The following is a 23884-nucleotide window of genomic DNA, read 5'->3' as shown; positions in this document are numbered from 1 at the left end:
GGTTATCCTCTTACGTTGGCTTTCAGTTCGTGCTCTAGGGTCATCAGATCCTGATCCAGCTTTCTTCGTCCTTCGGCACCCTGCTTCTGGATCTGTTTTACTTCGTTCAGTGTATTGATCAGTTTTGAAGTTGTTTCCCTCAAAACATCTACCGAAACGATGGTCTGCTCGTTGGCTCTTGCCACATTCACGGAGTTCTGCCCTAAACGTTCCGCATTCTTCCTCAGGATATCTTCAGTGGTTGCCGAAACTTTCTGCTGGATCTCAATGCTCTGCTTCTGCCTGTACATCGCCACAGCCAGTGAAAGCTGGTTTTTCCATAGCGGCAGTGTGGTCGTAAGGATCGTCTGTGCCTTTTCGGCAATCGAAACGTTGTTGTTCTGCACCAGCCTGATCTGCGGAAGCGACTGCATCATGATGAGACGAACCACTTTCAGGTCGGCCAGTCTACGGTCGAGTCTTGCGATGAAATCCCTTTTGTCAGCGATCTGGTAATCCTGGAATTCCTGCGGGTTGGCTTCCATGTGAGCCAGTTCGGCACCGGCTTTTTCCATCCTCAGGTTCCCGATAATCACAAGTTCCTCAATCTGTTTGATGGCGTTCACATTGCTTTCAAATATGGTCTGCAGAACGGCATTATCCTTTGTGGAAGTAATGATTCCTGCGTTTACTTTGTAGGCAATCTGATCGATATTGTTGATGATCTTATCGTATTTGGCAAATAAATTCTCGATCTGCGTCATCACGCTTTTCATGAATGGCAGTTTGCTCAAGAAACTTTTGAATTTATTCTGGTTTAATTCTTCAACATCCACATAGTTCAGCTCGACCAACAAATTATTGATGAGCTCTCCTACTTCCCCGGAATTGGATCTTCTTACATTTCCCAGGAAGCTGTCGCTCTGGTTGGAAAGCGTTCTCTGAAGCTCTGATCCGAAGTTGACAATCGATCCCGGATTGGTTTCGTCGATAGAATCGGCCAGGGTTTCATATTTCTGGCGCTCTTCGGATTTCAGCTGGGTGAGATTGACGTTTCCGTCACGGTCTACAAGAGGTGCCGGCGGCGTACCCGGTGCTGCCATGCCTGGGGGCGGTGCCATCGGCGTCGGTTCGAATGTTTTTAAAGGCTCGATGGATCCAAGCGGATCTATAGGTTGATTTTCCTGATTGTCCATGGTAAATTATTGATAGATTGCTACAAATTTTTCAAGGCCCTCTCTCTGTCCGGAACCTACGGCCTCAAACTTCCATTCCCCGTTTCTGTTGTAGATCCTCCCGAATTCCACGGCGGTCTCTATGGAGAAGTCTTCGTCCAGCTCGTATTTTAAAATTTCTTCGTTTGTCTCGGTATTGAAGATACGGATAAATGAGTTTCTTACCTGCCCGAAGTTCTGTCTTCTGGAATCGGCCTCATGGATCGTCACGACCACGGTGATTTCTTTTACGGCAGGATCAATTTTAGTAAGGTCGATCCGGATCTGCTCATCATCTCCGTTTCCGTCTCCCGTCAGGTTATCTCCCGAGTGGACTACGGCCTTATCCGGAGATTCCAGGTTATTGTAAAAGATAAAGTGGTTATCGGAAACCAGCTTCTTGTTTTCGCCCAATAAAAATAAAGAGGCATCGAGATCAAAAGCCGTTCCCGTTGATGTATTATTGGTGTCCCATCCTAAACCTACGGTGAATTTCGGTGCATTTATATTTTCTCTCTGTCCTTTCTGTAAGTTAATAGCCATAATATAGTTCGGTTTGTGTTAAAGTGTTTATATTGTTTTCGTATTCTTTTATTAAATGATAATTGTTGCTGATGGCCAGCTCCAGGAGACGGTTCATCTGCTCTTTTTTTACTTTAGACGTAAGATACTCAAAATTACCTGAATCCAGGCCTAAAATATATTTTACGATCCTTGTATTGAACTGAAAGCCCGGTTTTGCCATGACTTCGGTGATATGCTGAACATTTTTCACTGCATAATAATTGAAATAGTTTTCAATTTTAGGATCCAGTTCGAAATTCTTCAGCTCCGCATAGTACATGAATAAAAAATCGGCTTCCACCTTGTATTCATCCAGGATTTTGTTCACGGTAAACTCGTGGCTTCCGGTAATTTTAATATCATCTATAAAAATACAAAGTTTTCCCCGAAGAAAATCCTTATCCAGGTAATAAGTATCGTTGGCGATTAAATTTTTACGGTCTTCGAAACTCAGGTTCCCATAATCCGTTGTATAAGTATGGTTCCTGTTGATTTTTGAAAGGATGCTCGACCGTTTCCCTTTCCGGAAGAGATAGAAATCCAGATGCTTCTTAAAATAAAAGCAGAGGAAATTGGAAGCGGTGGGAATCGCCATATACGGGCTCGGCAGCACCACAATTTCTTTATCGGTATTTAAAACAGATTCATTTTCGGAAATAAATCCTTCAAACAGGTCTTTGGCAAATTTCTCAGCATAGGTGGTATCGCCATATTTAAAAAAACTGTATTCCCCGGGCGAAAAAGTAAATTCATCGGCCGAATGAATATGGTGTAAGCTGTATCTTCTGTTCATTGTTATATTTTGTAGGTAATAAGGTGTGCATTGAAGCCGAAATCTTTTGCGCCTTTATAGTCGGCTACCGGATTATCGCCGATATGGAGGACCTGTTTTAGTTCCAGTTCAGGATTGTTGATGAGGTTTTTTACTTCCTGAAAGATCTTCGGATCCGGCTTGGAACAGTTGATCTCATCGGAATAAACATGGAAATCGATATAGGGGTCAAGATTTTCACCGATCAGGAATTTCCTCATGGTTTTGCCTTTGATAAACCCCGTATTGCTGAGGATATTAATGGTCTTTCCCTGACTTTTGATTTCATCGAAAAACCGGTGCAGGTTTTCAAAAATCACCACAGGCCTGTATTCCAGGAACAAGTCCTCGCTTTTCTGGTAAAATCCGTTCAGCTGATCTTTCCGGATTGTCTTCAGGTCTATTCCAAGCGCATTTAAAATCAGCAGATAAATCTCGAAAGTATCCACATTCCCGCCAATGACTTCATTGATGGTATTGCACAGGTCATCGTAATATTTTACGACTTTCGATACCTCGTCCAGTGGCTTGTCCACCCCGAAAAACGACGCGAACAGTTCCACTCTTTTTGTTTTGAATTCCGGGTGAGATTTTATTAAGGTAAGCCACAGATCAAAAGAAAAATGGGAGTGACTGCGGATGTCTATATCTGTTTTCAAAATGTTACAAGTTAAAATTCATTTAGCCTTTCCTGAAAAAGAGAGTCGGCTCATGCTTTTTCATCATCAGTTTTAACGAATGGTTTCAATTCTCTCCAAAGATAGAATTTTCTCTCTTACCCTGTTTTTTTTTAAGAATATTTAAGATACCGATGAAGAGAGAATCTAACAAAACTGACAGAGCTTATCATAAATTTAGAGATAATAATTATTCAAAATATATTTCCATTAAATATTTATTATCTAATTTTTAGACATTAAAATTAAATTAATCACATTATAAATACCACAAATACTCTATTTTTATCATTTATTATTTTTATATTTGAAGTGTTAAAATAAATAATTTATGAAAAAAATTTATCTGTTAGCCTGTGCGCTTATGGCAGGAATCTCTCACGCACAAACGCCGGCCTATGTCCCTGCTTCAGGATTGGTAGCCTGGTGGGGATTTAACGGGAACGCCAATGATTCCAGCGGCAATAACAATACCTTAACGGTGAACGGTGCCACCCTTACCGCCGACCGGTACGGAAATGCCAATTCCGCTTATTCATTCAACGGGACCAGCAGCTATCTGACCAACAGTGCCCTGTCTTTCGCTTTTTCTCAATCCGGAGCCCATTCCATTTCTTTCTGGATCAACAGAACAGGAACTTCCGACGGAGTGGCGATGATGAGCGGCTCCAGTGCTTCTTCCAATTTTATCTGGCTGATCCAGTCCGACACTTCAAAAATTGTTTACGGAACCAACAAACAGGGAGCTTCGTGGACCTGGGTAAACAGCCCGACTTATGCAGCAGGTTCCCAATGGGACCATTATGTTGCGGTATACAACAACCAGAGCATGACGCTTTATAAAAACGGCGTATCGGTAGGAACCAACACCAATGCCTATACCGGTACGACACAGGCTGCTTTACCGATCTATATCGGAAGGGCCATCAGCGGAGGTTACATTGCGGCCAATATAGACGATGTAGGGATATGGAGCAGAGCCCTTTCTGCAGGGGAGATCAACCAGCTTTACAGCGCTACCCTTTCTACCAAGGAGGTAAAAACACAACCGGTTTCAGGCAGCATTGCTCCGAATCCGGCTAAAAATTATATCGAACTTCATGCTCCGGTAAAAGGCTCAAAAGCTTATACCATTACCGATGCCACCGGAAGGCTTTTATCCAAAGGACAGGTTTCGGACAAAGAAAAAATTGAGGTATCCGCCCTTTCCAAAGGAATTTATTTTCTGGAAATCGAAGGGGTAAAAACTTTAAAATTCATTAAAGAATAATTCTGGCGATCAATACATTAATCCGCTCTTTAAAACAGGGCGGATTTTCTTTTTCATTTCCTTCCGGATTACCGCTACCATAAAAAAATTAAAATTCTTTTTGATTTTTAAAAAAATTTACTAATTTCGCAACCGGTTAACAATCAATAATGTCAACAAAAATGATAAATATAATCACTTTAAGCAATCCTATCAGAGCGGTGTACTTTGGTAGCACTGAATATTTATCTGAATAACGATCGACCTTTACAACAACAATATAACGAAGGCCTGTCTGTTCAGATAGGTCTTTTTTGCTACCCTTTTTTCAGCAATCACCCAACCGGAAGCTGCCTGAAATTTTAACGGAAAAACATATTTTCAATCTCACTTATTAATAGGTAGGGAAAGAAAACACCTATGTCTTACCGGTTTTAAAGCAGCGAAAAAATCAACAATTTAAAATCAAACAAAATGAAATACAACACACGGAATATAGGGATCATCGCACACGTCGATGCAGGAAAAACAACTTTAACCGAACGGCTACTTTATTACACCGGTATGATCCATAAAATCGGAAACGTAGATGAAGGGAATACAACGATGGATAAAGACATCCAGGAGAAAAACCGCGGGATTACGATTTCTTCCGCAGCCATCTCCACCCAATGGAAAAAGGGCCATGGCATCTTCAACATTAATATTATCGATACGCCGGGGCATATTGATTTCGCCGTAGAGGTAGAACGTTCCCTAAGAGTACTGGACAGTGTGGTTGCTGTTTTCTGTGCTTCTTCAGGGGTTCAGCCGCAAACGGAAAATGTCTGGTTCCAGGCTGAAAAACATGGCATTTCCAAAATCTGTTTCATCAATAAAATGGACCGGACCGGAGCGGATTTCTTTGCCGTACTGAATGAAATCCGGACCAGGCTGAATGCCGTTCCCCTGGCTTTACAGATTCCGATCGGGGCGGAAGACCGTTTTGAAGGCGTGATCGATCTGATTATCCAAAAAGCCCTGTACTGGACCGATGAAAACGGGGAAACCATTGCGGAAAAAGAAATTCCCGGACATTATCAGGCTGAAGCTGAAGAATACCGGTTGAAATTAATGGAATCCCTGGCAGAATACGATGAAACGTTCTTTGAGGCGTTCATGGAAACGGAAGCAGGAATTACGGAAGAAATGATTTTAAATGCCATTAAAAGAACCTGCCAGTCCGGAACTCTGGTTCCCGTTCTGTGCGGTTCGGCTTTTAAAAACAAAGGGGTTCAGCCGTTACTGGATGCCGTGGTTACTTATCTTCCGGCTCCAAACCAGCTGCCTGCTATGAAAGCAAAAGATGCCGGAACGGGAGATGCCGTTGAACTGGAAAGAAATGAAGACGGGACTTTTTCCGGATTGGTTTTCAAAGTGGTCATTGATAAGCACATGGGGAAACTGGCCATGCTGAGAATCTACTCGGGAAGCATCCGGCCCGGCGATACGGTACAGAATGTGAGAACCGGTGAAAATTTCCGGATTTCAAGGATCCTGCAGATGCAGTCGGACAAGACCTTACCGGTGGAAAAAGGGAAAGCCGGGGATATTGTGGCTTTAACCGGAATTAAAGATGCGAAAACAGGAGATTCCCTGTCTGCTTCCGGACGTGCCGTCCTGCTAGAATCCATTACGATTCCGGCTCCGGTGATCCGCGTTTCGATCGAGCCGAGGACCAATGCTGATGAAAAGTCGTTCGGCCTTATACTGGCGAAGATCCAGGAAGAAGACCCTTCTCTGGTCGTCGAGAGAGACCCGCAGACCGGAGAAACCCTGCTGAGCGGACTCGGAGAGCTGCATCTTGAAGTGACACTGGAAAAAATCCGTCTGAACCACGGCATTGAGATCAACCAGGGAACACCAAAGGTTTCTTACCGGGAGATTTTTACGGAAACCAGAAAACACCGGGAAAAACTCTCCAAGCAGAACGGCGGAAGCGGACAGTTTGCAGACATCACCTTTGAAATCGGTCCGCGGGAAAACAACGAACCCGGTCTGGAATTCATCAATCAGATTAAAGGCGGTGCTGTCCCCGGCGAATTCATTCCATCCGTGGAAAAAGGATTCCGTGAAGCTATGGAAAACGGGCCTATCGGTGGCAGTCCGCTGGAAAACATGAAGATTGTTCTGTTGGATGGCTCGACGCACAGCAATGATTCCCATGCGCAGGATTTTGAAGCCGCTGCCAGAGATGGTTTCAGGACCATCGCAAGAGCGTGCAGACCGAAATTAATGGAACCGGTGATGCAGGTGGAAATCCTGAGCATTGAGGAATATACGGGTGTTGTAGCCGCAGACATCAATAAACGAAGGGGAGTAATCACTTCGATTGATGAAAAATCAGGAAGGAAGATCTTCACCGCGGAAGTCCCGCTGGCTTCCACTTTCGGATATATTTCCGACCTGAGGACCTTAACCAGCGGAAGGGCTTCGATCAGCATGAAGTTGTCGCACTATGCTTTGGTGCCGGATTTCATGGTCAATACCTTAATTACCTGAACAACGAGGGCTGTAAAATTTATTTTGCAGTCCTTGTTGGGTTTTATAGATGAATTATCAATGGTGAATAGTGAATTTTTCCACGGATTTGCGTAGATATTTTATCATAAAGCCGGAACGATCAGATCTTTATGACACATAAGCCACAGAAGTATAATTGATATCCTGAAAATATTTCAGATCACATAAGAGAAAAATCAAAGATTTTTTCTGGTATATTATATTATGATCAACTTCCAGCACCCAGCTTCCGGCATCCGGCTTCTCACTTCTCCGGCATTACCTTATACGTCGGGTCTTCCTGGATATTGACTTCAATAACGACTTCGGCATTTTTCAGCATTTTCCGGCAGTCCTCGCTGAGGTGTTTCAGGTGAAGCTTTTTATCGTATTGGGCATACCGTTTTGATAATTTGTCCAAAGCATCAATGGCACTCATATCCACAATACGGCTTTCTTTAAAATCGATCACCGTCTGTTCAGGATCGTTCAAAGGATCAAACTTATCGGTAAATGCCGTCACCGAACCGAAGAACAGCGGCCCGAAGATTTCGTAATATTTAATCCCGTTTTCATCGGTGTGCTTCCGGGCACGGATTCTTTTGGCATTATCCCAGGCAAAAACCAGAGCGGAAATCACCACCCCTACCAAAACGGCCAGGGCCAGATTATGTAAAACAATGGTTACCAGCGCAACCGTCATCCCAACAAAAATATCGGATTTCGGCATTTTATTGATGATGCTGATGGAAACCCACTGAAAAGTACTGATCGCCACGACCATCATGACTCCGACCAGGGCAGCCATTGGAATCTTTTCAATAAATGGCGCACCGACGAGAATGATGATTAAAATGGTGAAGGAAGCAATAATTCCGGAAAGGCGGGCTCTGGAACCGGCATTTAAATTGACGAGGGTCTGGGCAACCATGGCACAACCGCCCATGCCACCGAAAAAACCATTGGTAATATTGGCAAGCCCCTGGGCTACCGATTCTTTGTTTGCATTTCCTTTGGAATTGGTAATTTCATCTACCATCGATAAGGTTAACAGCGATTCTATAAGTCCGACACCTGCCATAATCAGGGCATACGGAAAGATTACCTGAAAGGTTTCCAGGGAAAAAGGGATCTGCGGAAAATGAAAACGGGGCAGACTCCCGCTGATGCTGGCGATATCGGCAACGGTTTTGGTTGGGATGCCCAACCCTGAAACAATGGCAAAAATAAGAACAATAGCAACCAGGGAGGCCGGAACCGCTTTGGTGAGTTTAGGAAAAAAGTAGACGATAGCCACCGTTAATGCTACCAGTCCGGACATTATATACAAAGGGGCACCCTGCAGCCAGCCGGTTACTCCATCGGCACCGGCTATCTTAAACTGCTCAACCTGAGCCATGAAAATAATAACGGCAAGACCATTAAGAAAACCATACATCACGGGCTGCGGAATGAGCCGTACAAATTTCCCCCATTTGAAAACGCCTACCATCGCCTGCAGGATCCCGGCCAATATAACGGTGGCAAAAAGGTAATCTACGCCATGGCTCTTGATCAAAGCGATCAGGACGACGATGGTAGCACCGGCCCCTCCGGATACCATTCCGGGACGTCCGCCAAAAACAGCGGTCACAAGCCCCATCATAAAGGCAGCGTACAATCCCGTGAGAGGAGAAAGTCCGGCCAGGATGGCAAAGGAAAGCGATTCGGGAATCATGGTCATGGCAACGGTTAGGCCAGCCAGCAACTCATTTTTGTAATTGATTTTTTTCGAAAAGTCGAACAGAGCGATGGTATTTTTCATGCACGGCAAAGGTAGCAGTAAGATTCATTTCCTACAATTTTTTATTCCTGCTTGATCAAAGAATTATTAATTTATCCAGATGCGGTTAATCATGAATTGGATTTTATTCCATACTTTTGATAAACCCGGCTCTGATTTTACATACAGACAGCAGGTTTTCTCCGTTTATATAGACAGTATGACGGTGTTAAAAACTGGATCTGCCGGCACCTCTTATCCGGGCTGATTAAAAATTTGCTAAGTAAATCTTTTGATATTGTATTTTTTTCACCAAATATGGATTATTTATCATTGTTTTTAATGCTTTTTCGCGTTTGACTAAATTTCGAACTCATTTTTTTGGATAAAATATATAATTTTTTTCTATATTTGACTTTGTAAAGAAACATAGCACGCGGAAAAAATTTAAGGAAGCATATATTATTATCCATACTTTAAGAAGGTTGGAATAGTATGTTTGAAGGCGGATGATGGTAGGTAGAAATGAAAAGTCGGGTAATGCCAAACAGAAATAACATGCGATTTCTTTATGATTCAAAAGACAGATGGTATCCGGACCGCATTTTTGCAGATGGAATCTGAATTTTGTCGTATTTATTTACACTTCATAATTTCCATCCCACTTTTAAAGCCAGCTAGAAGAAATGAAAATAACATAACCCTGTGGTTAAATTTGAAAATTGATTGAATAACACCTAGATTTATTAATACATAATGTTGTACAAAGAAATACATATCGGAAAGTTTATTAAGGAGCGCGTTAATGAACTGGAAATGAGCCCGGAAAGAGTATGCAGCTTTCTTAAAAAAGATGAAGAGGCGGTAGAAAAAATATATGAGAGCAAATCTCTGGATACCGATCTTCTGCTGAGATGCTCGAAATTACTGGAATATGATTTTTTCAGAATCTACAGTTCCCACCTCATTCTTTACTCTCCGCCTTCTGCGGTGGATAAAGCTAAAAATCCAAAGTCCGACAAAATTCCTTATTTCAGGAAAAACATTTACACCCAGGAGATTAAGGATTTTATTATCGGGAAAATACAATCCGGTGAGATGACGCACAGTGAAATCATTGAGGAATATTCCATTCCTAAAAGTACGCTGCACCGTTGGCTTCAAAAAATTTAAATTCCGGAAAGTATGATGCGACCCAACTATACGAAAATTTATCGTGATATGCTGAAAGAGCGGGATCCCGGAAAACTGGAAGACCCCAAAGTACAGCGTCTGATTAAGAATCTGAAAACGACGGAGGATATCCTGAAGTTTAACGACCTGGTTTTCGAATCTTCCAAGGAAAGTTTAAGAAACAACCAGAAACTGAAGACGTATGATAAGAAGACCATGCTTAAGCTTCTGCAATACCAGGAAAAACACGGTCTTTCTACGAATTATATGTCGAAAAAGTATAAGATCAGCAGAACAACCATTGCTAAATGGAAGAAAACATTTGAAGAAGAGTATCAGAAGATCACTTCAAAAAAATAATTCCGGGACCTGTGCCCCGAAAAAAAATCCGGTGAAACTGTTCACCGGATTTTTTGTGTAAAGGTAATGGGCGGAAAAAGAAAAAATGGGGCACCGTTCTGCCGGAGTCGAACCGGATAGCCTTGCAGAAAGGATCTGCTGCGCTATTCCTCCCCTCTCAATGGTAACGAAGGATCTTTTCCCTAACGACACTTTAGATTTAAAACAACAGGGCAATTACCGAAAAGCGTCATTACGTGCTCTAACCAACTGAGCTACTTTTCCTATTTGGATTTTGTGTTTTACATGGTGGAAAAGGCGGGACTTGAACCCGCGACCCCGTCGTGATGAGCGAAGCAACGCTATTCTACGGCACCTGTTTATTGTATACAGATAAGGTGAAAAACGGAAAATGGATGCTCTTTTCAGAGCACCGCTCTTACCCTTCCGGGCAGTGAGCCGGCAATTCTACATCTGCGAGAGACTTACGCTTCCTTACGAAAACTTTTGCCCGGTTGGTTTTTAACCCAACTTCACCCGTTCGGTTGCCCGAAGTATGCTACCTTAGGACCGTTATATTTACGAAGTACCCTTTTTCTACGACACTTATCTGTAATTTTTCAATTAAAAAAGAGGCAAAAGACGAGAAAACCCTTTATATAAACCCTTTCAGGTCTATTCTGGAGTCGAACCAACATCATAAGATTAACCGAAGTAAGTTTTCTCTGACGTCACTCTTTTGTTTTTAAATCAAGGTAACCCTGTTAGAATCTTCTGTCATTTGCTCTACCTGCTGAGCTACATCCCGTTTACAACAGGGATGGCAGGAATCGAACCTGCGACCCAATGGTTAATATCGAAGTATGATTCTGAAACGACACTTGATTTTATTTTTATACTCTTCAAAAATTACAAGGCAAATAATGATAAAAGCGGTCTTTAAATCAGCCTAACCCCTCGGCCACACCTTCCGGCGAAAGGATTCGAACCTTTGTAAAAAATGAAGTAGCTTTTATCTACGGCACCTGTAAGTACTTTAAACCGGACAATCTTCAGAAAGCGTTTTTATTTCAATGAAAGTCGAAGCAACCCTTTCTAAAGGCCTGGGTTGTTTTTTAAGTTTTTATGGTTATTGTATTTTCTTCCTGTAAAATTAGGGCTTCAGCGCACCTTCTTTTTACGCAGTTAAAATTTATTTAAAAAAACCAAGTAACAGGTTATAAGAGTTTTTGAATTCTGCTCAAATTAAAAGTTTGACGATGGAACTCTTACGGTAACGACATTGGTTTTATAAACCGGGCGATGCAGCGAAAAGACTCTGGTTCAAGTGGAAATCGAAGGAATTCTTTTCTTACGGCACCGGTTATTTTTTAAGCAAGGTAAAAAAGCAAACAGAGACTTACCGACGGAGTGATCCCTTACACCATCCCGGAACTTCCGGGAGCAGGATTCGAACCTGCATTGCCATCCCCAAAACGAAGAAATTCTGTTTTACGACACTTGCCTTTTTTAAGTTCTCATGGTTGTTGTTTTTTGTTGAGGCAAAGTTATTGCCTCAGTACGCATTCTTTTTACGCAGTTGAAATTATTTTAAGCTCAGATCAATTTTATTTGTTCGTTTTGCCTTGAAGCAAAAGAACCAAAAATTCAAGACTTGGAAACTCCGGCTAAAAATAATCTATACGCTCTAAAAATTCTAAACTCGCGCGAATTTAATATTTCTCCTTCGTTTCTATTTGCATGTCGCGCTTCAAACACTAGAATTTTCTTAACGTTTGTATAGCTTATTTTCTTAACGCCTGCATTTCCTAGGTCAGTTTATTTCATTTTAGGTTTTTCCAACTTATCTAATTTTAAATTTAATTCCTGTTTTCTTTTCTCAAGTTTTTCAGGCTGAATAAAAACAAAATCAAAAAGCTGTTCAATCACTTCAATAAGCCATTCTGCTTCGCCACTCTCGACAGGAACAATTTCACCTGAATTTAAATCTTTAGAAGGATGCGCCGCAATATTTCCAATTTGTCTTACTGCATCGACTGCATCTGTAATGTGTGATGGAATATCTGTTTTATTAGTAAAGATTTCAATTTCTTTAGCTAAACTTTTTTCTAAAATATTGAATTCTTCTCTTAAAATATTCTGCAATAATCTTCTTGTTAATGCAGCAGAAGCTTTTGGACTAGCCGAAAGTACTTTTACAGCTTCTTCATAGTCTTCTAGGTACTTTTTCGGTTGTCACTTGAATTTTGAAAATCATTAACCTTTGGATAGATAATTTTATGGCTTAATGAAGTATGAATTGAATAACATCCTGTAGTAGCATGATATTGTAATTTTCCTTCTTGGATACCAACTACCAGCTTATCACATTGCGGACACTCTGCAAAAAAAAATTTCTATACCTTCAGTTTGATCATTATTTATTTGTCTAGCTTTAGACACCGACCAATCGAACTTTACTACTGTTGAACAATGCGGACAAATCATATTTATTGTAGGCTTATATGGTTTGTTAAATATACTAAAGTTATTGCTAGCCCCGATTGCAGCGGCATCCTTTTTCTGTAAAGGCCTTAGCCCCGGCGAAAAAGATATAGCGGAAAGCGGGATTAAGCTCCTGATCAAGTCAATTCTTGAAATCATCCATCATTTATAACTTATAATTCATTTAAAAGCAGTGCCTTTTACAGCACCACTTTTTTAATCATTTCCACGGCCGATTTACGGTCTTCGAGAGCATTCAGCACATCGAAAATTTTGTCGGACCAGCCGGCGATCAGGTAGACATCGTTTTTCCTGACATCGAGCGGCTGTTTTCCGTAACCCGCCAGGTCGAAAATATACAGCTTGGCCTCCGGATTGAATTTTTTATACCGGTTCCATGAGTCTTCAAAAGAGTTCCGGGTCCCGTTGCTGTTCCAAAGCTGGGTATCGGTGAAGAGCATCACTTTTCCTGTTTTTTCCTTTCTGCTTAACAGGTCTTCGATCACCAGGTAACCGTTGGTGGAATACCCTACTTCCCCTTCCCTTTTATAGAAAGCATCAACGTTTCTCAGGATCCCGCTTTTAGGCATGGGAACCCTTTTCCAGGTATCGCCGAACATTCCCGAGATCACATTGCTGCACTGCGACTGCAGCATCATCGACATCAGCAGGCCGATGTCATACAGCAAGATTTTGGATTTCGGGGAAACCGGCTGCTGCATCGATCCCGATACGTCGGCCGCAATCACCACGGAGGTATCGAAACCGAACCCTTTGATGTTCTTCGAACTCACCGTTACTGCTTCTTCCAATGCTTCCAGGACAGACGGCAGATAAGGGGAACAGACGGCCTTCAGTTCACGGTATGCAGCCAGGAACCTGAAAGGCAGCTGCTTTGAATTCCTCACGGCTTTTTCATCCGACAGGTATATGCATATTTTTTCCATTGCCTGAGAAGAGACCCCGGCTTCCAGAATATTCCTCAGGTTTCTCAAAGTTGCCATGTATCCCAGCTTATTGCTGAAGATCAGTTCTTCCCATTTGTTTTTAAAAGCCGCTTTTCTTTCGGCATCATCGGCAAATTTTGTCTGACCCAGTACGGAAAGCCCCACTTCCCAGGTGTACGGCGTTTCCAGCGAATCGTTAACGATTTTATTGAAAATAGCCTGCTGGTTTTCATCTTTTGCTTTCGGGTGCACGAGGAACAGGGCATCTTTCAGGGTTACTTCCGCTTTCCGGTTGTATTTGGCAAATTGGTATTCGTCAAACCGGTTAAAGGATTTCACCAGGCCTTTCTGGATCTGTTTGGAAAGCCGGTCCAGCTTTTTCAGACCGGTTCTTTCATTGGCCATCTGGTAGTAGGCCAGCAATTCGGTGATTTCATCGGCTCTCTGGATGACACCGTCTACCGTCCTGCTTACCAGGTCGGTACCGGACGCCTGCTTTGCCAGTTCGGTCGTCAAAACCAAAGGCACCGAACGCAGGTACATTTCTTTCCTTGCGTAAACGGCCAGCCTGGCCACGAATTCCGGATCGTTTTTCTGAATCAGAGACTGGATTCTCGCCAGTCTTTCATTTCCTTTTTCATAGGTTGCGTTGGATAATCCTGTGGTTACAACAGCACTGTAGAGTTCTTCTGCAGGAGTCATCGTATATGCCTTGGCACCTTCATAGTTCGTCACTGCTTTATTCTCTTTTCTTAAAAAATTAAATTTCATGGTTACTGTTTTTATAGTTGAACATTTCAGAGGATTATCATTTCCTCCCTGATTTCTGATGCAAAGTAAGAAAGCTGTTGCGCAGTGTTTTTGCGTAGTTGCTTTATTTGTGAAAAAGTTTTTATTTCTTGATATAAACACGAATAACACTAATCATTGGAGACACCATAAACCAGAGAATACAATTTGTCTATGATCTGTTTTATGTAAAGGAATTGGGAAATACAAATTTTTGACAATGTATTTGATAGCTTTGTTTTATTAAAATTAATTTGATGATTAAAGGATTGTATGAAACCCACCTCCAGGTAAGCGACCTGGAAAGAGCAGTTGCATTTTATACGGAAGTTTTAGGATTGGAATTTGCGCACCGGGATGAAAACCGTCCGATCGTTTTTTTATGGATCGGCAATAACAAAACATCGATGCTGGGTTTATGGGAACAGAAAGAAAACCTGCAGACGCGGCATTTTGCCTTTACCGTAGAAAAGGATGATATCCTGAATTTCTCCTCTGAATTTCTGAAAAGTAAAAACCTGAAACCCTACAATTTCCTGAAAGACGGGAGCGAAAAACCGATGGTTTTTGCCTGGATGCCGGCTTTGACGATTTATTTCAACGATCCGGACGGCAACCAGCTGGAGTTTATTTCTGTTCTGGAAGGCGAAGGAAAACCGGAATTGGGCGTGGTTTCATATGAGGCATGGATGGAGAAAAATGAAAACAGATTTAAAGTTTAAATCTGTTTTGATTGCTTACTGTTGAATTTATTAATCGGATTAGCATCCGATTTCGGTGTAAATCGTCCCTTCGGAACTCTTTTGATTTTAAAACAAGACAGGCTTTGCTTTCGCAAAACCCGCCTCTATAATAACAGTTACTAGTTTTTTATTTTGTGAAGATTTCTTTCAACTGAGCAACAATGCTGCTGTTTCCGGAAACGGTAATATCTCCGATTTTATCGGCGATTTTTTCCATATATTCCATTTCTTTCAGCTTCCAAAGCACTTCGTTTTCTTCCATTAGTTTCGCTGTATTCAGCAAACTTCTCGTGGAAGCGGTTTCTTCACGTCTCATAATGCTGTTGGCCTGGGCTTTTTTTTCGGCAATCAAAACCTGATTCATGATTTCCTTCATTTCACCTGTTAAGATCACATCTCTTATTCCTGCATCAGAAGCTTTCAAGCCTAATTCATCGGCCTTGCTGCCTAAATTTCCAAGAATTTCTTTTCCTACGGAATCTTTTTTCAACAGCAACTCATCCAATGTTAAAGCTCCGACGAATTCACGCAAAGCCAGCTGCATCAGAATATATAATTGCTTATCATATTCTTTGTTCTCCATCAGTGCTTTCTGAATATTTGCCACCTGAAAGCGTACATAAAAATTGATCCTGAGCATAGCTTTATCTTTGGTCAATAATTCCTGACCGGCGATTTCCATCTGCTGCATCCTGGTATCAATCGATTTTACTTCTATGGAAGTTTCGTTGTTCCAGAAGTAATACGCTCCGGCCTCCAGAATTCTGTTTAACTTTCCGTCAATGAGCAAAAGACCTTTGTATTGATTGGTGATTACGAATTTTCTAATAAAATTTTTCAGTTTTATATTTTCAAGGATCGTTCTGGGAATCTTCTCTGTAATTTCCACTTTCGTTAAGTCTGCTTTCTGAAATTCCCTGTTCGAAATTCCTTTCCAAAATGCATATTGACCGACCTGCAGAACTTCTTTAAAAATTCCGTTTTCGTACATCAGAACGATTTCACCGTCCTTTACCTCAACGACTTCCAATAGAGATTTCAGGCTTTCATTTTTCAACAAAATATTAAGATCAGTATTAGATTTAAACAGAGATTTCATATCATAAATTTCCACAGACTTATTTCCAAAAATCCAGAAATTACCTTCTTTCAAAATATCAATCAGGTTTCCATTTTTGAAAACCAAACCCGTTTCATAAGCCTTAATCTGTACATTTTTTATCATCGTTTTATATTTTAAATAGTTATTAATTTCAATTAAAAAAGAAAATCCGGAATCTCTTCTTCCAAAAACTGCGGAAGAAAAGCAATTCAGAAAAATTCATTGAGCTTAGAATCTTATTTTCAAATTCAGTTTCTAATTATTCAGATTTTGGGCGTGTCCCTCGCTTCGGCTTTACCAGCAGCTCGGGTCGCTACGTTCACATCTATCTTTTTTGCAAGCAAAAAAGGATATCCGTTACCATCGCTCACGCAGGCGATCGTCCTTTTTAAAAAATTCATCCAAAGAATTATTGATTCTTAGTCTCCATTTCATTTTCAGAAAACATCTTTTCTTACAGGCTTTTTCAAAATGTTGATTCAACAACTGAAAAAATCCCGGATTTTTCCCTGAATATTTTTTAATGAGAATATTCAAAACTCTAATAAAAAATAGATTTTGAGTCTATTTTCAACCTACATTAAAAGTGTAGTGCTCTAACCAGACTGAGCTACCTCATTTGAAGTGAGGGTGGGAGTCGAACCCACGCATAAATCTATTGTTCTACCATTTGAACTATATCCCTTTTTAAGAGACAGAAGGACTCGAACCTTCAACCTGTAGAATCGTACGAGATTTTTTGGAAAACCTCAAACCTTCAAGCCAAGTTGAACAGAACAAAATCATGTTTCTCAACAAATTCTTCTGCAATGGTGTTATCCAGAAACACCCAACAAGACCCGCCTGATATTTTTACAGAAATACCTTTTTAAAGTATTTCTTTAATTATTATATGATCCAGACTAAAATGTAAATAGTTAGAAGTACAGCAATATGAACTTTCAGTTCCTACTTCATGTCCGTTTTTACACAACTTATTTACACCACTTGATCCTGAATTTCCGCAACAACCTGAAAATCTTCCAGAATCACAATGGTCAATTAATTTTTCATCATCAAGATTTGTTAAAACGGAATTTTTATAACCTAAATGAACAACAGCTTCTTTGTCTTCCAGAATGTCATATCCCGGCTTCCATTTCAATTAGGATTCGGGAACAACAGTTAAAATGCCAGTCAATCCTACCCTACAAGATTTGCATAAAAGCTGAATATTTTTCATACGTTTCATTTTGATGATGCAAAGTAAACAGGGAATTGCGCAATGTTTTTGCGTTGTAAAAAAAATGTGATTTTTTTGTCTTTGCGAATTGAAAGCGAAGCAATCTGTTCTTCATTAAGATTACTTTGTCGTTTTGCTCCTCGCCATGACATGGTCGGAAATAAAAAACTCCCTTTCAAAAAGGGAGTAATTATTATATTTTTAGATTTCTAAATTGTTACCTTATCGATGAAGACACCAATGCAGAATTTTGGCAATATTCCTGGCGTCATCGACACCACGGTGGTGGGTGCCTTCAAGTTTGAGTTTGAGTTCACCCAGTGCTCTGGCCATGCCGACACTTTTCCGGACAGTCGGATGCAGTTCTCCGAATAAGGTTTTCACATTGATGTGGTCATCGCTCAGCGGGTAATCCACCTTGAACCTTCTGGCCTGGTTCTGAAGCATATTCAGGTCGTAGTTTCCATAGCTGGCCCAGGTGAGGTTTTCGGAATCGTATTCCGCTCTGAGGATGTCGAGGGCATCTTCCAGCAGAATCCCTTCGTCATCGAGCATCTGCTGGGTAATGGAAGTCAGTTCCGTACAGAACGGGCTTACTTTTGAAAATTGAGGCTTTACCAAAATGCCTTCGCTGCGTGAAACCTTCCCGGTTTCGGCATCCATGAGGCAGACGCCGATTTCGATGATTTCACTTTCCTGACCTCTCGGCGGCCGGTCGTTCCAGCACGTTGCTTCAAGGTCGATAATCAATATATTGTCTGTTGTTTTCATTTGTTTAAAATTTAATTGTTTTAGCTGGATGATGAAAGCTGGCAGTTTGCCTATATCTTAAACTTCCGGATTTCCAATCTATTTCCTGCCGGATTACTACTTTGGCTGGAAGAGGGATGCCGGAAGCTGAATGTTTTGACTTCTTTGAACTTCCCGCTTCCCTACTCTCCTCCTGCTAATGATAAAAGCCAGTGTTCATTCCACACTACTGTAATTTCCCGCATCCCGCATCCAGCTTTCCTACTTTTTTATCCCATCATTTCCCTTAGGATCCGGGCGGCGTTGTAGGCATCGTCGGCCCCGCTGTGATGGTTTCCCTCGAAATCCATGTTCAGGGCTTTCAGGGCTCTTTTCAGGCCCATCATTTTGTACAGTCCGTTGTAGGCTTTGAAGCGGTGCATGATGTTGATGTAATTTTCTGAAAAGGGGTTTTCGATGCCCAGATGGTCGCACTGCGCAACGATCTGTTCCTTGTCAAAAGCGCCGAACCCGGCCCAGGCAATCGATTCGGGATGATATTCAGCCCTGATCTTCTCACAGGCTTCTTCAAAATAGATTCCTCTTTCTTCAATCAGTTTTGGCGTAATTCCGGTGAGCTCCGTACAGAACCTGCTGATTTTTGATCTTTCGGGAATTACGTAAATGCTCTGCTTACTGGAGATGACCTTTGTATCGGTATCCAGTTTACAGATTCCTATTTCTATAATATCGGTTTTCTGGCCGGGCGGGATTTTATCGTATTCCCAGCAGGTGGCTTCCAGATCGATAACGATGATTTCATTGTTTGTTGTCATTGTTGCGTGTTTGGGCCGGATGATGGAAGCAGGGTGATGGAAGTTTCTTGATTCCTTCAACTCCGGGTTCCATTGTAGAGCTCCTGTTTTGATTGTTAATATAATAACTGGATGATGAGCTGAAGAACACCGGAAGTTTTCCAGCATCCAGCATCCATCACCCAGCTTCCATTTTCTAATTTCTCGGGGCAAACGGCGGAGTCCATGTTTTCTTCTGCATTATTTCTTTTACCTCCGCGTAAGAAACGGGATAGAAGTTATGGCAATCGACGCCCACATCAAAGCTTAGCGCCGCTTCATCATCGGGCAGGGTTCCGTGGGAATGGCCATAGAGCTGCCAGACCCCGCGGTGGGAGCCGTTCCAGGTCCGCATCGCGTAATGAAAAAGAATGATTTTCTGCTTTCCGTTCCCGTTTTCCGGTTCGTCGATCCTTAATTCATGGTAATCCCTGATGGAAGCAAAACGTTTGGGATAAGTGAGTGCCGCCCCTTCGTGATTGCCTTTGATGAGATGAATGTTTCCGTTTAACCGGTCTAAAATCCCTTTCGTGAAATCCGATTTGCCCAGGCTGATATCGCCTAAATGATAAACCGTATCATCCGGTCCTATTTTTTCATTCCATCTTCTGATAAGTTCTTCATTCATCTCTTCCAGGGACGCAAATGGCCTTTCGGAGAATTTGATGATATTTTCGTGACCGAAATGGTGGTCTGCCGTAAAAAATATATTGGGTTTCATTTTTTTTAATTTTTTATTTACAAGTTGAATGCTGCTGTTCGTCTTAATTTTTCAGCTTGACAATAACAATACTAGCGCGCTGATTTAATATGTTGCTTGTCTTTAAAACTTTTTACTCTAAAAGTTTTCAGGTTTGATTAACATCCAAAGATCTTTCAGATCAGGAATGAATGTAGTAATCAATGAAGGACTTTTTCCAGAATTTTCTTCCGCTTTCCAAGAACCCCATTCGCCACGGGTACGGTAAGGAATGACTTCTGCCCAAAGTGATTTGCAAGGATCGATGGCCAGTAAAGCAGCTACCGTATCATGAAGGGCTTTCTCTTTCAGTTCCACTGCTTTCAAAAATAGGTCCAACCCCTTATTATGATTTCTGAATGGCATCAGCATTTCAGCATCAGCATTAGTGAAGACCGCAGCATGGCAAACATTTTTACTGATCAGACGCCTTTCGGCCATCGGGATTGAAAACAGTACCTCAGCGGCCAGCGGATTGCCATTCAGATTAAAAGTTGCACAGGTTATTTTCCCATCAAACTTTTGCATCCGGTGCTCTTTCGGGACGATGTTGTCCCCGGCGAAACCTCCCTGACAGAACCAACGGTTGAAGAAGACACCGGTTTCATACAAGGCATACGGATTGGTAAGGGCTGCTCCTGTCAGCAGCGTGCTATCCGGAAACTGACGTAGGGTGTCAGCCATGATTTCTGCTGCAGGGCCGTCTGCTTCCGAATCTTTAAATCCTCCGACCCAATCCCGGTGAAATACCGAGACACGCGGGGCGTCCGATTTAGGCGTTCCTGCACCGATCCGGATATCTTCCCGGTCCAGAATATTGAGTATTTTTCTTACAAAACCAATCTGATCCTTCCCTCCCGGATGTATGGAGACACTGACAAGATGAACCCTGGGGTGCGTTGCTAAAATGGCCAATGTCATCGCATCATCAGGATCCGCCGTTTCCATATCAAAATGAAAAGGTATTTTATATTGCATAATTCATTTTTTAGTTATTATTTCCGACTTTAAAAACAGTCCGGCTCAATCTTTTCCGAACGCTCTGTAAAAAGCCGTCTCGATTTCCAGCCGGTCGATTTCCGTGTACCTTCTTGAAAAATGGACCGGAATGGCTTCTTTTACTCCGCATGCTTTCATAATCGATCCGGAAGCCGAAGCATAGCTGTGGTGATTTGTTTTTGCAAATTCCCGGTCTTCATCTTTATAGAAGGTTTCGATGTACACCCGGTCTGCATTTTCAAAAACCGTTTTTATTTTTTCATAGTTGCCTTCGTCTGCCGCATGATCCATGATGACACCGAGTCTGCAACCTTCATTCAGCGTCAGCAAATGGAATAATTCCGAAGCCTGATAAACCGCTCCTTCGATTTCAATCTCCTTATCGTTTTCACTTCTTTCAAAAGCGGCCTTCAGTTCGCTGATCCATTTTCCTTTTTTGAATCTAGAACCGTTTTCATTAAAACTCACTGAATCCTTTTCCTTAAAAAGATAAGCAATAGAATCGGTCTTGTGATCCAGAATGGCAAAGCTGACATTCAAATATTCATCTTCAAAAAGGAAATCCTGGGTTTTAATCAATTCAAGATTCCAGTGTGGCGGCCGGATTTTATAGACCTTAATTTCCTGTTCTGAAACAATTTCTCGGATTTCATATTCAATGGCGTTTTCATCAATCAGGTTCCAGGTATAGGATTTCAACCGTGCTTCAATCTGCCGGTGGATATTTTTCGGCCCGCAGATCACGACTTTTTCCCCGCTCCCGATCTGATGCCTGAAAATGCCGTCAAAGTTTGAAAAATGGTCAATATGGGTATGGCTGATGAATAGGGCCGATACCGATTGCACTTCTTTTACCGTCAGCAAGCTTGCTTCACCGCAATCACACAGGTAATGCTTCGCTGAATTCGGGACTTTTATTAATATACTGATGTCTTCCTTAAAAAGACTTTTTATTTCTGCCTGTAACATTTTTTAGTTTTTATTTGATGATCTGTTATTCATCCTCATGGTTCATTTAACACGGAGTTCACGAAGATTTTGTCTTTAAGTTCACAAAGCTACTTCGACAGGCTCAGCATACACTTTTTCACTGAACCAAGCGCCTTAATTTTTCAATAACAATTAATTACGAAAATAAGATTTTGATGACCGTTCATTATTCTATAAGCACCAGAAAAAAATCCATGGCTGATTAAATACGTAAAAAGTTCCGGTAAACCGATTACCGAAACTCAAATTATTTAAAAACGTACTCTTTTACCGCTTTTCTGCGGATCCCGAAGTCGGATTTCCTGATCTTGCACATTCTTTCATCAGCGGTGTGATGGAAAACGATGCCTTCCATATTGTTTTCAGGGTTGCTTAAAAAGCTTTTGATCCACTCAAAATCCAGGCTCGCCAGGTTGAGGATCTTGTTTCCGTGCTTTATCAACCGATGGCCTTTAATGTTTTCCGGATTTCCCTGCACCTTCTCACCGATCAGCTCGTAGGTACCGTCTTCCACCTTACCTGATACGGCCAACGCATGAAAACCTTCCCAAAAGTAAGCGTCTTCTTTTGCGGCAGGATCGCACGCCACCCAATGCGGATGATGTCCGGTTACCGGATCTGCTTCCTGGCATGGGATTGCCCCCTCCGGAGCTGTTTTCCCTCTTTTGGCATCGTACCTTTTGAACAGCTTACCGTTGATGACCGCGCATGCGGAACCGTCGAACTTCTGCGTCGCTACTGCTTCACCTTCAAATACCCAAAGGTTTTCAGGATTGATTTCATTAACAACCCGTCCTAAATTATGTTTATCTTTTTTAAATAATGTACTTATCTTTTTCATTTTCAATCGTTTTCAATGATTATTCAGAACGGACAATTCTGCTTTCACCATGTCAATGACGATGGCGTTCAGCTTTTTGTTGATCCTTTTCTGTTCTTCTTTTTCAATGCTGCCGAAAGCTTCCGGGAAATCCTTTCCGAAATCCTCCAGGATGTCCTGTGCAAAAAGTCCGGTTACTTTTCCAGCCATTTTAGGTTCGAATTCACCGATCTTGCTGATGACGTTGTTCAGCCGGTTAACGGTTACATATTGCTCAAGTTCTTCCCAGATTCTTTGGGAACCTTCACCGAACCGGATCTCCTTCTGAACTGTTTTCTCCTGCTTTCTCACCACTTTGGATTTCTCGATCCATTTTTTATTCTTATTTTTCAAAATAACCCTTGCGCCATTACCAAAATACCGGGTTTTCAGGGTCTTTATAATGGTTCCCTCGCACCTATTGTCTTCAAGCTGAGGAAGGCCCAACCAATCGGGAATTCTGGAATTAAATGCATTAGGGAAATCCAAAGCTTCTTCCAGCGTTCCCTGGAAAAGGGTTTTTGCATAGAAAAATCCGGTCTCCTCAAAAATCCGGTTGATGACTTCCGTATCCAGGTAAGTCGTCCCGTTCAGTTTGATGTCGAACGCATAAAATTCATTATGAGGTGCATATTCAATACCCTTCTGTACTTTTATTGCATCCTTTACCGGATCTACCGCTTTGTGTTTGTAGCCGCCGAACAATTCACCGTAGATGACTACCATTTCAACCTCCGGATAAAGACTTTTTACTTTTCCGAATGCTTCAATTACCTTCCCTTTATAAAGTTCCAGCACCTGACGGGCATTGAAGAACTTTTCTTCCTTTTCGATAAAGGCGGTCCTTTTGGCGATTTTAATTTCCTTTCCATCGGTGAAGAAAGAGAAATTGGCCCCGTGAACCTTTTCCTGCACGATAAAAACCTCATCCCCGAAGCCCTGCATCGTGATCTGTTCGATCACGCGGGCCTGGTACGCATTTTCTATCGAGTTGTATGTTTTAAAAATCATTTTTTTAGTTTTTTTTAACCCTAAGGTTTTTGACACATAAGTCACATTAGATTTTAAGTTTTCTCTATTGTGCCTATTTTTAGAGCACATAAGAGAAAAATCGAAGA

General features: G+C 41.7%; 20 protein-coding genes and 1 pseudogene. 5 read left to right on the top strand and 16 right to left on the bottom strand.

All coding sequences use genetic code 11. The features are described from left to right. Window positions 1-2: 2 nt before the first annotated feature. From CHA01nite_RS13915 to CHA01nite_RS13900, 4 genes are read right to left on the bottom strand one after another with little or no spacing between them, the layout of a single operon-like run. On the bottom strand, window positions 3-1175 hold the full coding sequence (locus CHA01nite_RS13915) for a toxic anion resistance protein (protein WP_146942374.1): 1173 nt from the start codon (window positions 1173-1175) through the stop codon (window positions 3-5). A 6-nt stretch (window positions 1176-1181) separates the two neighbouring features. Next, window positions 1182-1736, bottom strand: coding sequence for a TerD family protein (locus CHA01nite_RS13910; RefSeq protein WP_146942372.1), 555 nt, complete (start codon window positions 1734-1736; stop codon window positions 1182-1184). Then, window positions 1726-2550 carry a phosphoribosyltransferase family protein gene (locus tag CHA01nite_RS13905; protein ID WP_146942370.1) on the bottom strand — a complete coding sequence of 275 codons (825 nt, stop codon included), beginning with the start codon at window positions 2548-2550 and terminating at the stop codon, window positions 1726-1728. The genes CHA01nite_RS13910 and CHA01nite_RS13905 overlap by 11 nt, the downstream gene beginning before the upstream one ends. 2 nt (window positions 2551-2552) lie before the next feature. Then, complete coding sequence (locus CHA01nite_RS13900; RefSeq protein ID WP_146942368.1) at window positions 2553-3227, bottom strand: HAD family hydrolase; 675 nt, start codon at window positions 3225-3227, stop codon at window positions 2553-2555. A 349-nt stretch (window positions 3228-3576) separates the two neighbouring features. Between CHA01nite_RS13900 and CHA01nite_RS13895 the strand changes: the two genes are divergently transcribed. Next, complete coding sequence (locus CHA01nite_RS13895) at window positions 3577-4515, top strand: LamG-like jellyroll fold domain-containing protein (protein ID WP_146942366.1); 939 nt, start codon at window positions 3577-3579, stop codon at window positions 4513-4515. Window positions 4516-4968: 453 nt separating this feature from the next. Continuing rightward, window positions 4969-7035 carry an elongation factor G gene (gene fusA, locus CHA01nite_RS13890; protein WP_146942364.1) on the top strand — a complete coding sequence of 689 codons (2067 nt, stop codon included), beginning with the start codon at window positions 4969-4971 and terminating at the stop codon, window positions 7033-7035. A 265-nt stretch (window positions 7036-7300) separates the two neighbouring features. On the opposite strand, the gene CHA01nite_RS13885 is transcribed toward fusA, so the two are convergent. Beyond that, complete coding sequence (locus tag CHA01nite_RS13885; RefSeq protein WP_146942362.1) at window positions 7301-8839, bottom strand: SulP family inorganic anion transporter; 1539 nt, start codon at window positions 8837-8839, stop codon at window positions 7301-7303. Between the two features lie 714 nt (window positions 8840-9553). On the opposite strand from CHA01nite_RS13885, the gene CHA01nite_RS13880 reads away from it, so the two are divergent. Then, on the top strand, window positions 9554-9970 hold the full coding sequence (locus CHA01nite_RS13880) for a transposase (RefSeq protein ID WP_146942360.1): 417 nt from the start codon (window positions 9554-9556) through the stop codon (window positions 9968-9970). A gap of 12 nt (window positions 9971-9982) precedes the next feature. Then, on the top strand, window positions 9983-10330 hold the full coding sequence (locus tag CHA01nite_RS13875; protein WP_228458421.1) for a helix-turn-helix domain-containing protein: 348 nt from the start codon (window positions 9983-9985) through the stop codon (window positions 10328-10330). A gap of 1797 nt (window positions 10331-12127) precedes the next feature. Here the strand turns inward: CHA01nite_RS13875 and CHA01nite_RS13870 are convergent. Then, window positions 12128-12505: pseudogene (locus CHA01nite_RS13870) on the bottom strand (DUF4145 domain-containing protein); the annotation flags it as partial. A gap of 488 nt (window positions 12506-12993) precedes the next feature. Beyond that, a complete protein-coding gene (locus CHA01nite_RS13865; protein ID WP_146942356.1) occupies window positions 12994-14511 on the bottom strand; it encodes a TROVE domain-containing protein in 1518 nt (505 codons plus the stop codon). A gap of 275 nt (window positions 14512-14786) precedes the next feature. Here CHA01nite_RS13865 and CHA01nite_RS13860 point away from each other — a divergent pair, with 275 nt between their 5' ends. Then, the gene (locus tag CHA01nite_RS13860; protein ID WP_146942354.1) at window positions 14787-15251 is read left to right on the top strand and encodes a VOC family protein; all 465 of its coding nucleotides are present in this window, start codon (window positions 14787-14789) and stop codon (window positions 15249-15251) included. Window positions 15252-15399: 148 nt separating this feature from the next. Here the strand turns inward: CHA01nite_RS13860 and CHA01nite_RS13855 are convergent, their stop codons facing one another. The 9 genes from CHA01nite_RS13855 to CHA01nite_RS13815 form a co-directional block, all read right to left on the bottom strand. Beyond that, window positions 15400-16497 (bottom strand): slipin family protein, encoded by a 1098-nt coding sequence (locus CHA01nite_RS13855; RefSeq protein WP_146942352.1) that lies wholly within the window; start codon window positions 16495-16497, stop codon window positions 15400-15402. A gap of 745 nt (window positions 16498-17242) precedes the next feature. Beyond that, window positions 17243-17518, bottom strand: a complete 276-nt coding sequence (locus CHA01nite_RS13850) for a hypothetical protein (RefSeq protein WP_146942350.1) — start codon at window positions 17516-17518, stop codon at window positions 17243-17245. Between the two features lie 300 nt (window positions 17519-17818). Then, complete coding sequence (locus CHA01nite_RS13845) at window positions 17819-18367, bottom strand: 3'-5' exonuclease (RefSeq protein WP_146942348.1); 549 nt, start codon at window positions 18365-18367, stop codon at window positions 17819-17821. Window positions 18368-18615: 248 nt separating this feature from the next. After that, complete coding sequence (locus CHA01nite_RS13840) at window positions 18616-19161, bottom strand: 3'-5' exonuclease (RefSeq protein ID WP_170234736.1); 546 nt, start codon at window positions 19159-19161, stop codon at window positions 18616-18618. Window positions 19162-19336: 175 nt separating this feature from the next. Further along, window positions 19337-19900, bottom strand: a complete 564-nt coding sequence (locus CHA01nite_RS13835; RefSeq protein ID WP_146942344.1) for a metallophosphoesterase — start codon at window positions 19898-19900, stop codon at window positions 19337-19339. Window positions 19901-20017: 117 nt separating this feature from the next. After that, entirely contained in the window at window positions 20018-20896 is an 879-nt protein-coding gene (locus CHA01nite_RS13830; RefSeq protein ID WP_146942342.1) for a nucleoside hydrolase, read from the bottom strand. A 45-nt stretch (window positions 20897-20941) separates the two neighbouring features. Then, a complete protein-coding gene (locus tag CHA01nite_RS13825) occupies window positions 20942-21886 on the bottom strand; it encodes an MBL fold metallo-hydrolase (protein ID WP_146942340.1) in 945 nt (314 codons plus the stop codon). 268 nt (window positions 21887-22154) lie between these two features. Next, entirely contained in the window at window positions 22155-22748 is a 594-nt protein-coding gene (locus CHA01nite_RS13820; protein ID WP_146942338.1) for an RNA ligase 1 family protein, read from the bottom strand. A 12-nt stretch (window positions 22749-22760) separates the two neighbouring features. Beyond that, window positions 22761-23777, bottom strand: a complete 1017-nt coding sequence (locus CHA01nite_RS13815) for an RNA ligase family protein (RefSeq protein WP_170234735.1) — start codon at window positions 23775-23777, stop codon at window positions 22761-22763. Between the last annotated feature and the right edge of the window lie 107 nt (window positions 23778-23884).

The organism is Chryseobacterium hagamense, from assembly GCF_007991455.1.
In the GTDB taxonomy this organism is placed as follows: domain Bacteria; phylum Bacteroidota; class Bacteroidia; order Flavobacteriales; family Weeksellaceae; genus Chryseobacterium; species Chryseobacterium hagamense.
Note: the sequence above shows the minus strand (reverse complement) of the source record. Positions and strands in the feature narration are given on the sequence as shown.

Excerpts from the sequence above, each read along its gene's own strand:
- CHA01nite_RS13840 (WP_170234736.1), bottom strand. The coding sequence starts at position 19,161 with ATGACAACAAACAATGAAATCATCGTTATCGATCTGGAAGCCACCTGC.
- CHA01nite_RS13910 (WP_146942372.1), bottom strand. The coding sequence starts at position 1,736 with ATGGCTATTAACTTACAGAAAGGACAGAGAGAAAATATAAATGCACCG.
- CHA01nite_RS13905 (WP_146942370.1), bottom strand. The coding sequence starts at position 2,550 with ATGAACAGAAGATACAGCTTACACCATATTCATTCGGCCGATGAATTT.
- CHA01nite_RS13895 (WP_146942366.1), top strand. The coding sequence starts at position 3,577 with ATGAAAAAAATTTATCTGTTAGCCTGTGCGCTTATGGCAGGAATCTCT.
- CHA01nite_RS13865 (WP_146942356.1), bottom strand. The coding sequence starts at position 14,511 with ATGAAATTTAATTTTTTAAGAAAAGAGAATAAAGCAGTGACGAACTAT.
- CHA01nite_RS13845 (WP_146942348.1), bottom strand. The coding sequence starts at position 18,367 with ATGAAAACAACAGACAATATATTGATTATCGACCTTGAAGCAACGTGC.
- CHA01nite_RS13835 (WP_146942344.1), bottom strand. The coding sequence starts at position 19,900 with ATGAAACCCAATATATTTTTTACGGCAGACCACCATTTCGGTCACGAA.
- CHA01nite_RS13860 (WP_146942354.1), top strand. The coding sequence starts at position 14,787 with ATGATTAAAGGATTGTATGAAACCCACCTCCAGGTAAGCGACCTGGAA.
- CHA01nite_RS13825 (WP_146942340.1), bottom strand. The coding sequence starts at position 21,886 with ATGTTACAGGCAGAAATAAAAAGTCTTTTTAAGGAAGACATCAGTATA.
- CHA01nite_RS13815 (WP_170234735.1), bottom strand. The coding sequence starts at position 23,777 with ATGATTTTTAAAACATACAACTCGATAGAAAATGCGTACCAGGCCCGC.
- CHA01nite_RS13855 (WP_146942352.1), bottom strand. The coding sequence starts at position 16,497 with ATGATAAAAAATGTACAGATTAAGGCTTATGAAACGGGTTTGGTTTTC.
- CHA01nite_RS13875 (WP_228458421.1), top strand. The coding sequence starts at position 9,983 with ATGATGCGACCCAACTATACGAAAATTTATCGTGATATGCTGAAAGAG.
- CHA01nite_RS13880 (WP_146942360.1), top strand. The coding sequence starts at position 9,554 with ATGTTGTACAAAGAAATACATATCGGAAAGTTTATTAAGGAGCGCGTT.
- CHA01nite_RS13830 (WP_146942342.1), bottom strand. The coding sequence starts at position 20,896 with ATGCAATATAAAATACCTTTTCATTTTGATATGGAAACGGCGGATCCT.
- CHA01nite_RS13915 (WP_146942374.1), bottom strand. The coding sequence starts at position 1,175 with ATGGACAATCAGGAAAATCAACCTATAGATCCGCTTGGATCCATCGAG.
- CHA01nite_RS13820 (WP_146942338.1), bottom strand. The coding sequence starts at position 22,748 with ATGAAAAAGATAAGTACATTATTTAAAAAAGATAAACATAATTTAGGA.
- CHA01nite_RS13885 (WP_146942362.1), bottom strand. The coding sequence starts at position 8,839 with ATGAAAAATACCATCGCTCTGTTCGACTTTTCGAAAAAAATCAATTAC.
- fusA (WP_146942364.1), top strand. The coding sequence starts at position 4,969 with ATGAAATACAACACACGGAATATAGGGATCATCGCACACGTCGATGCA.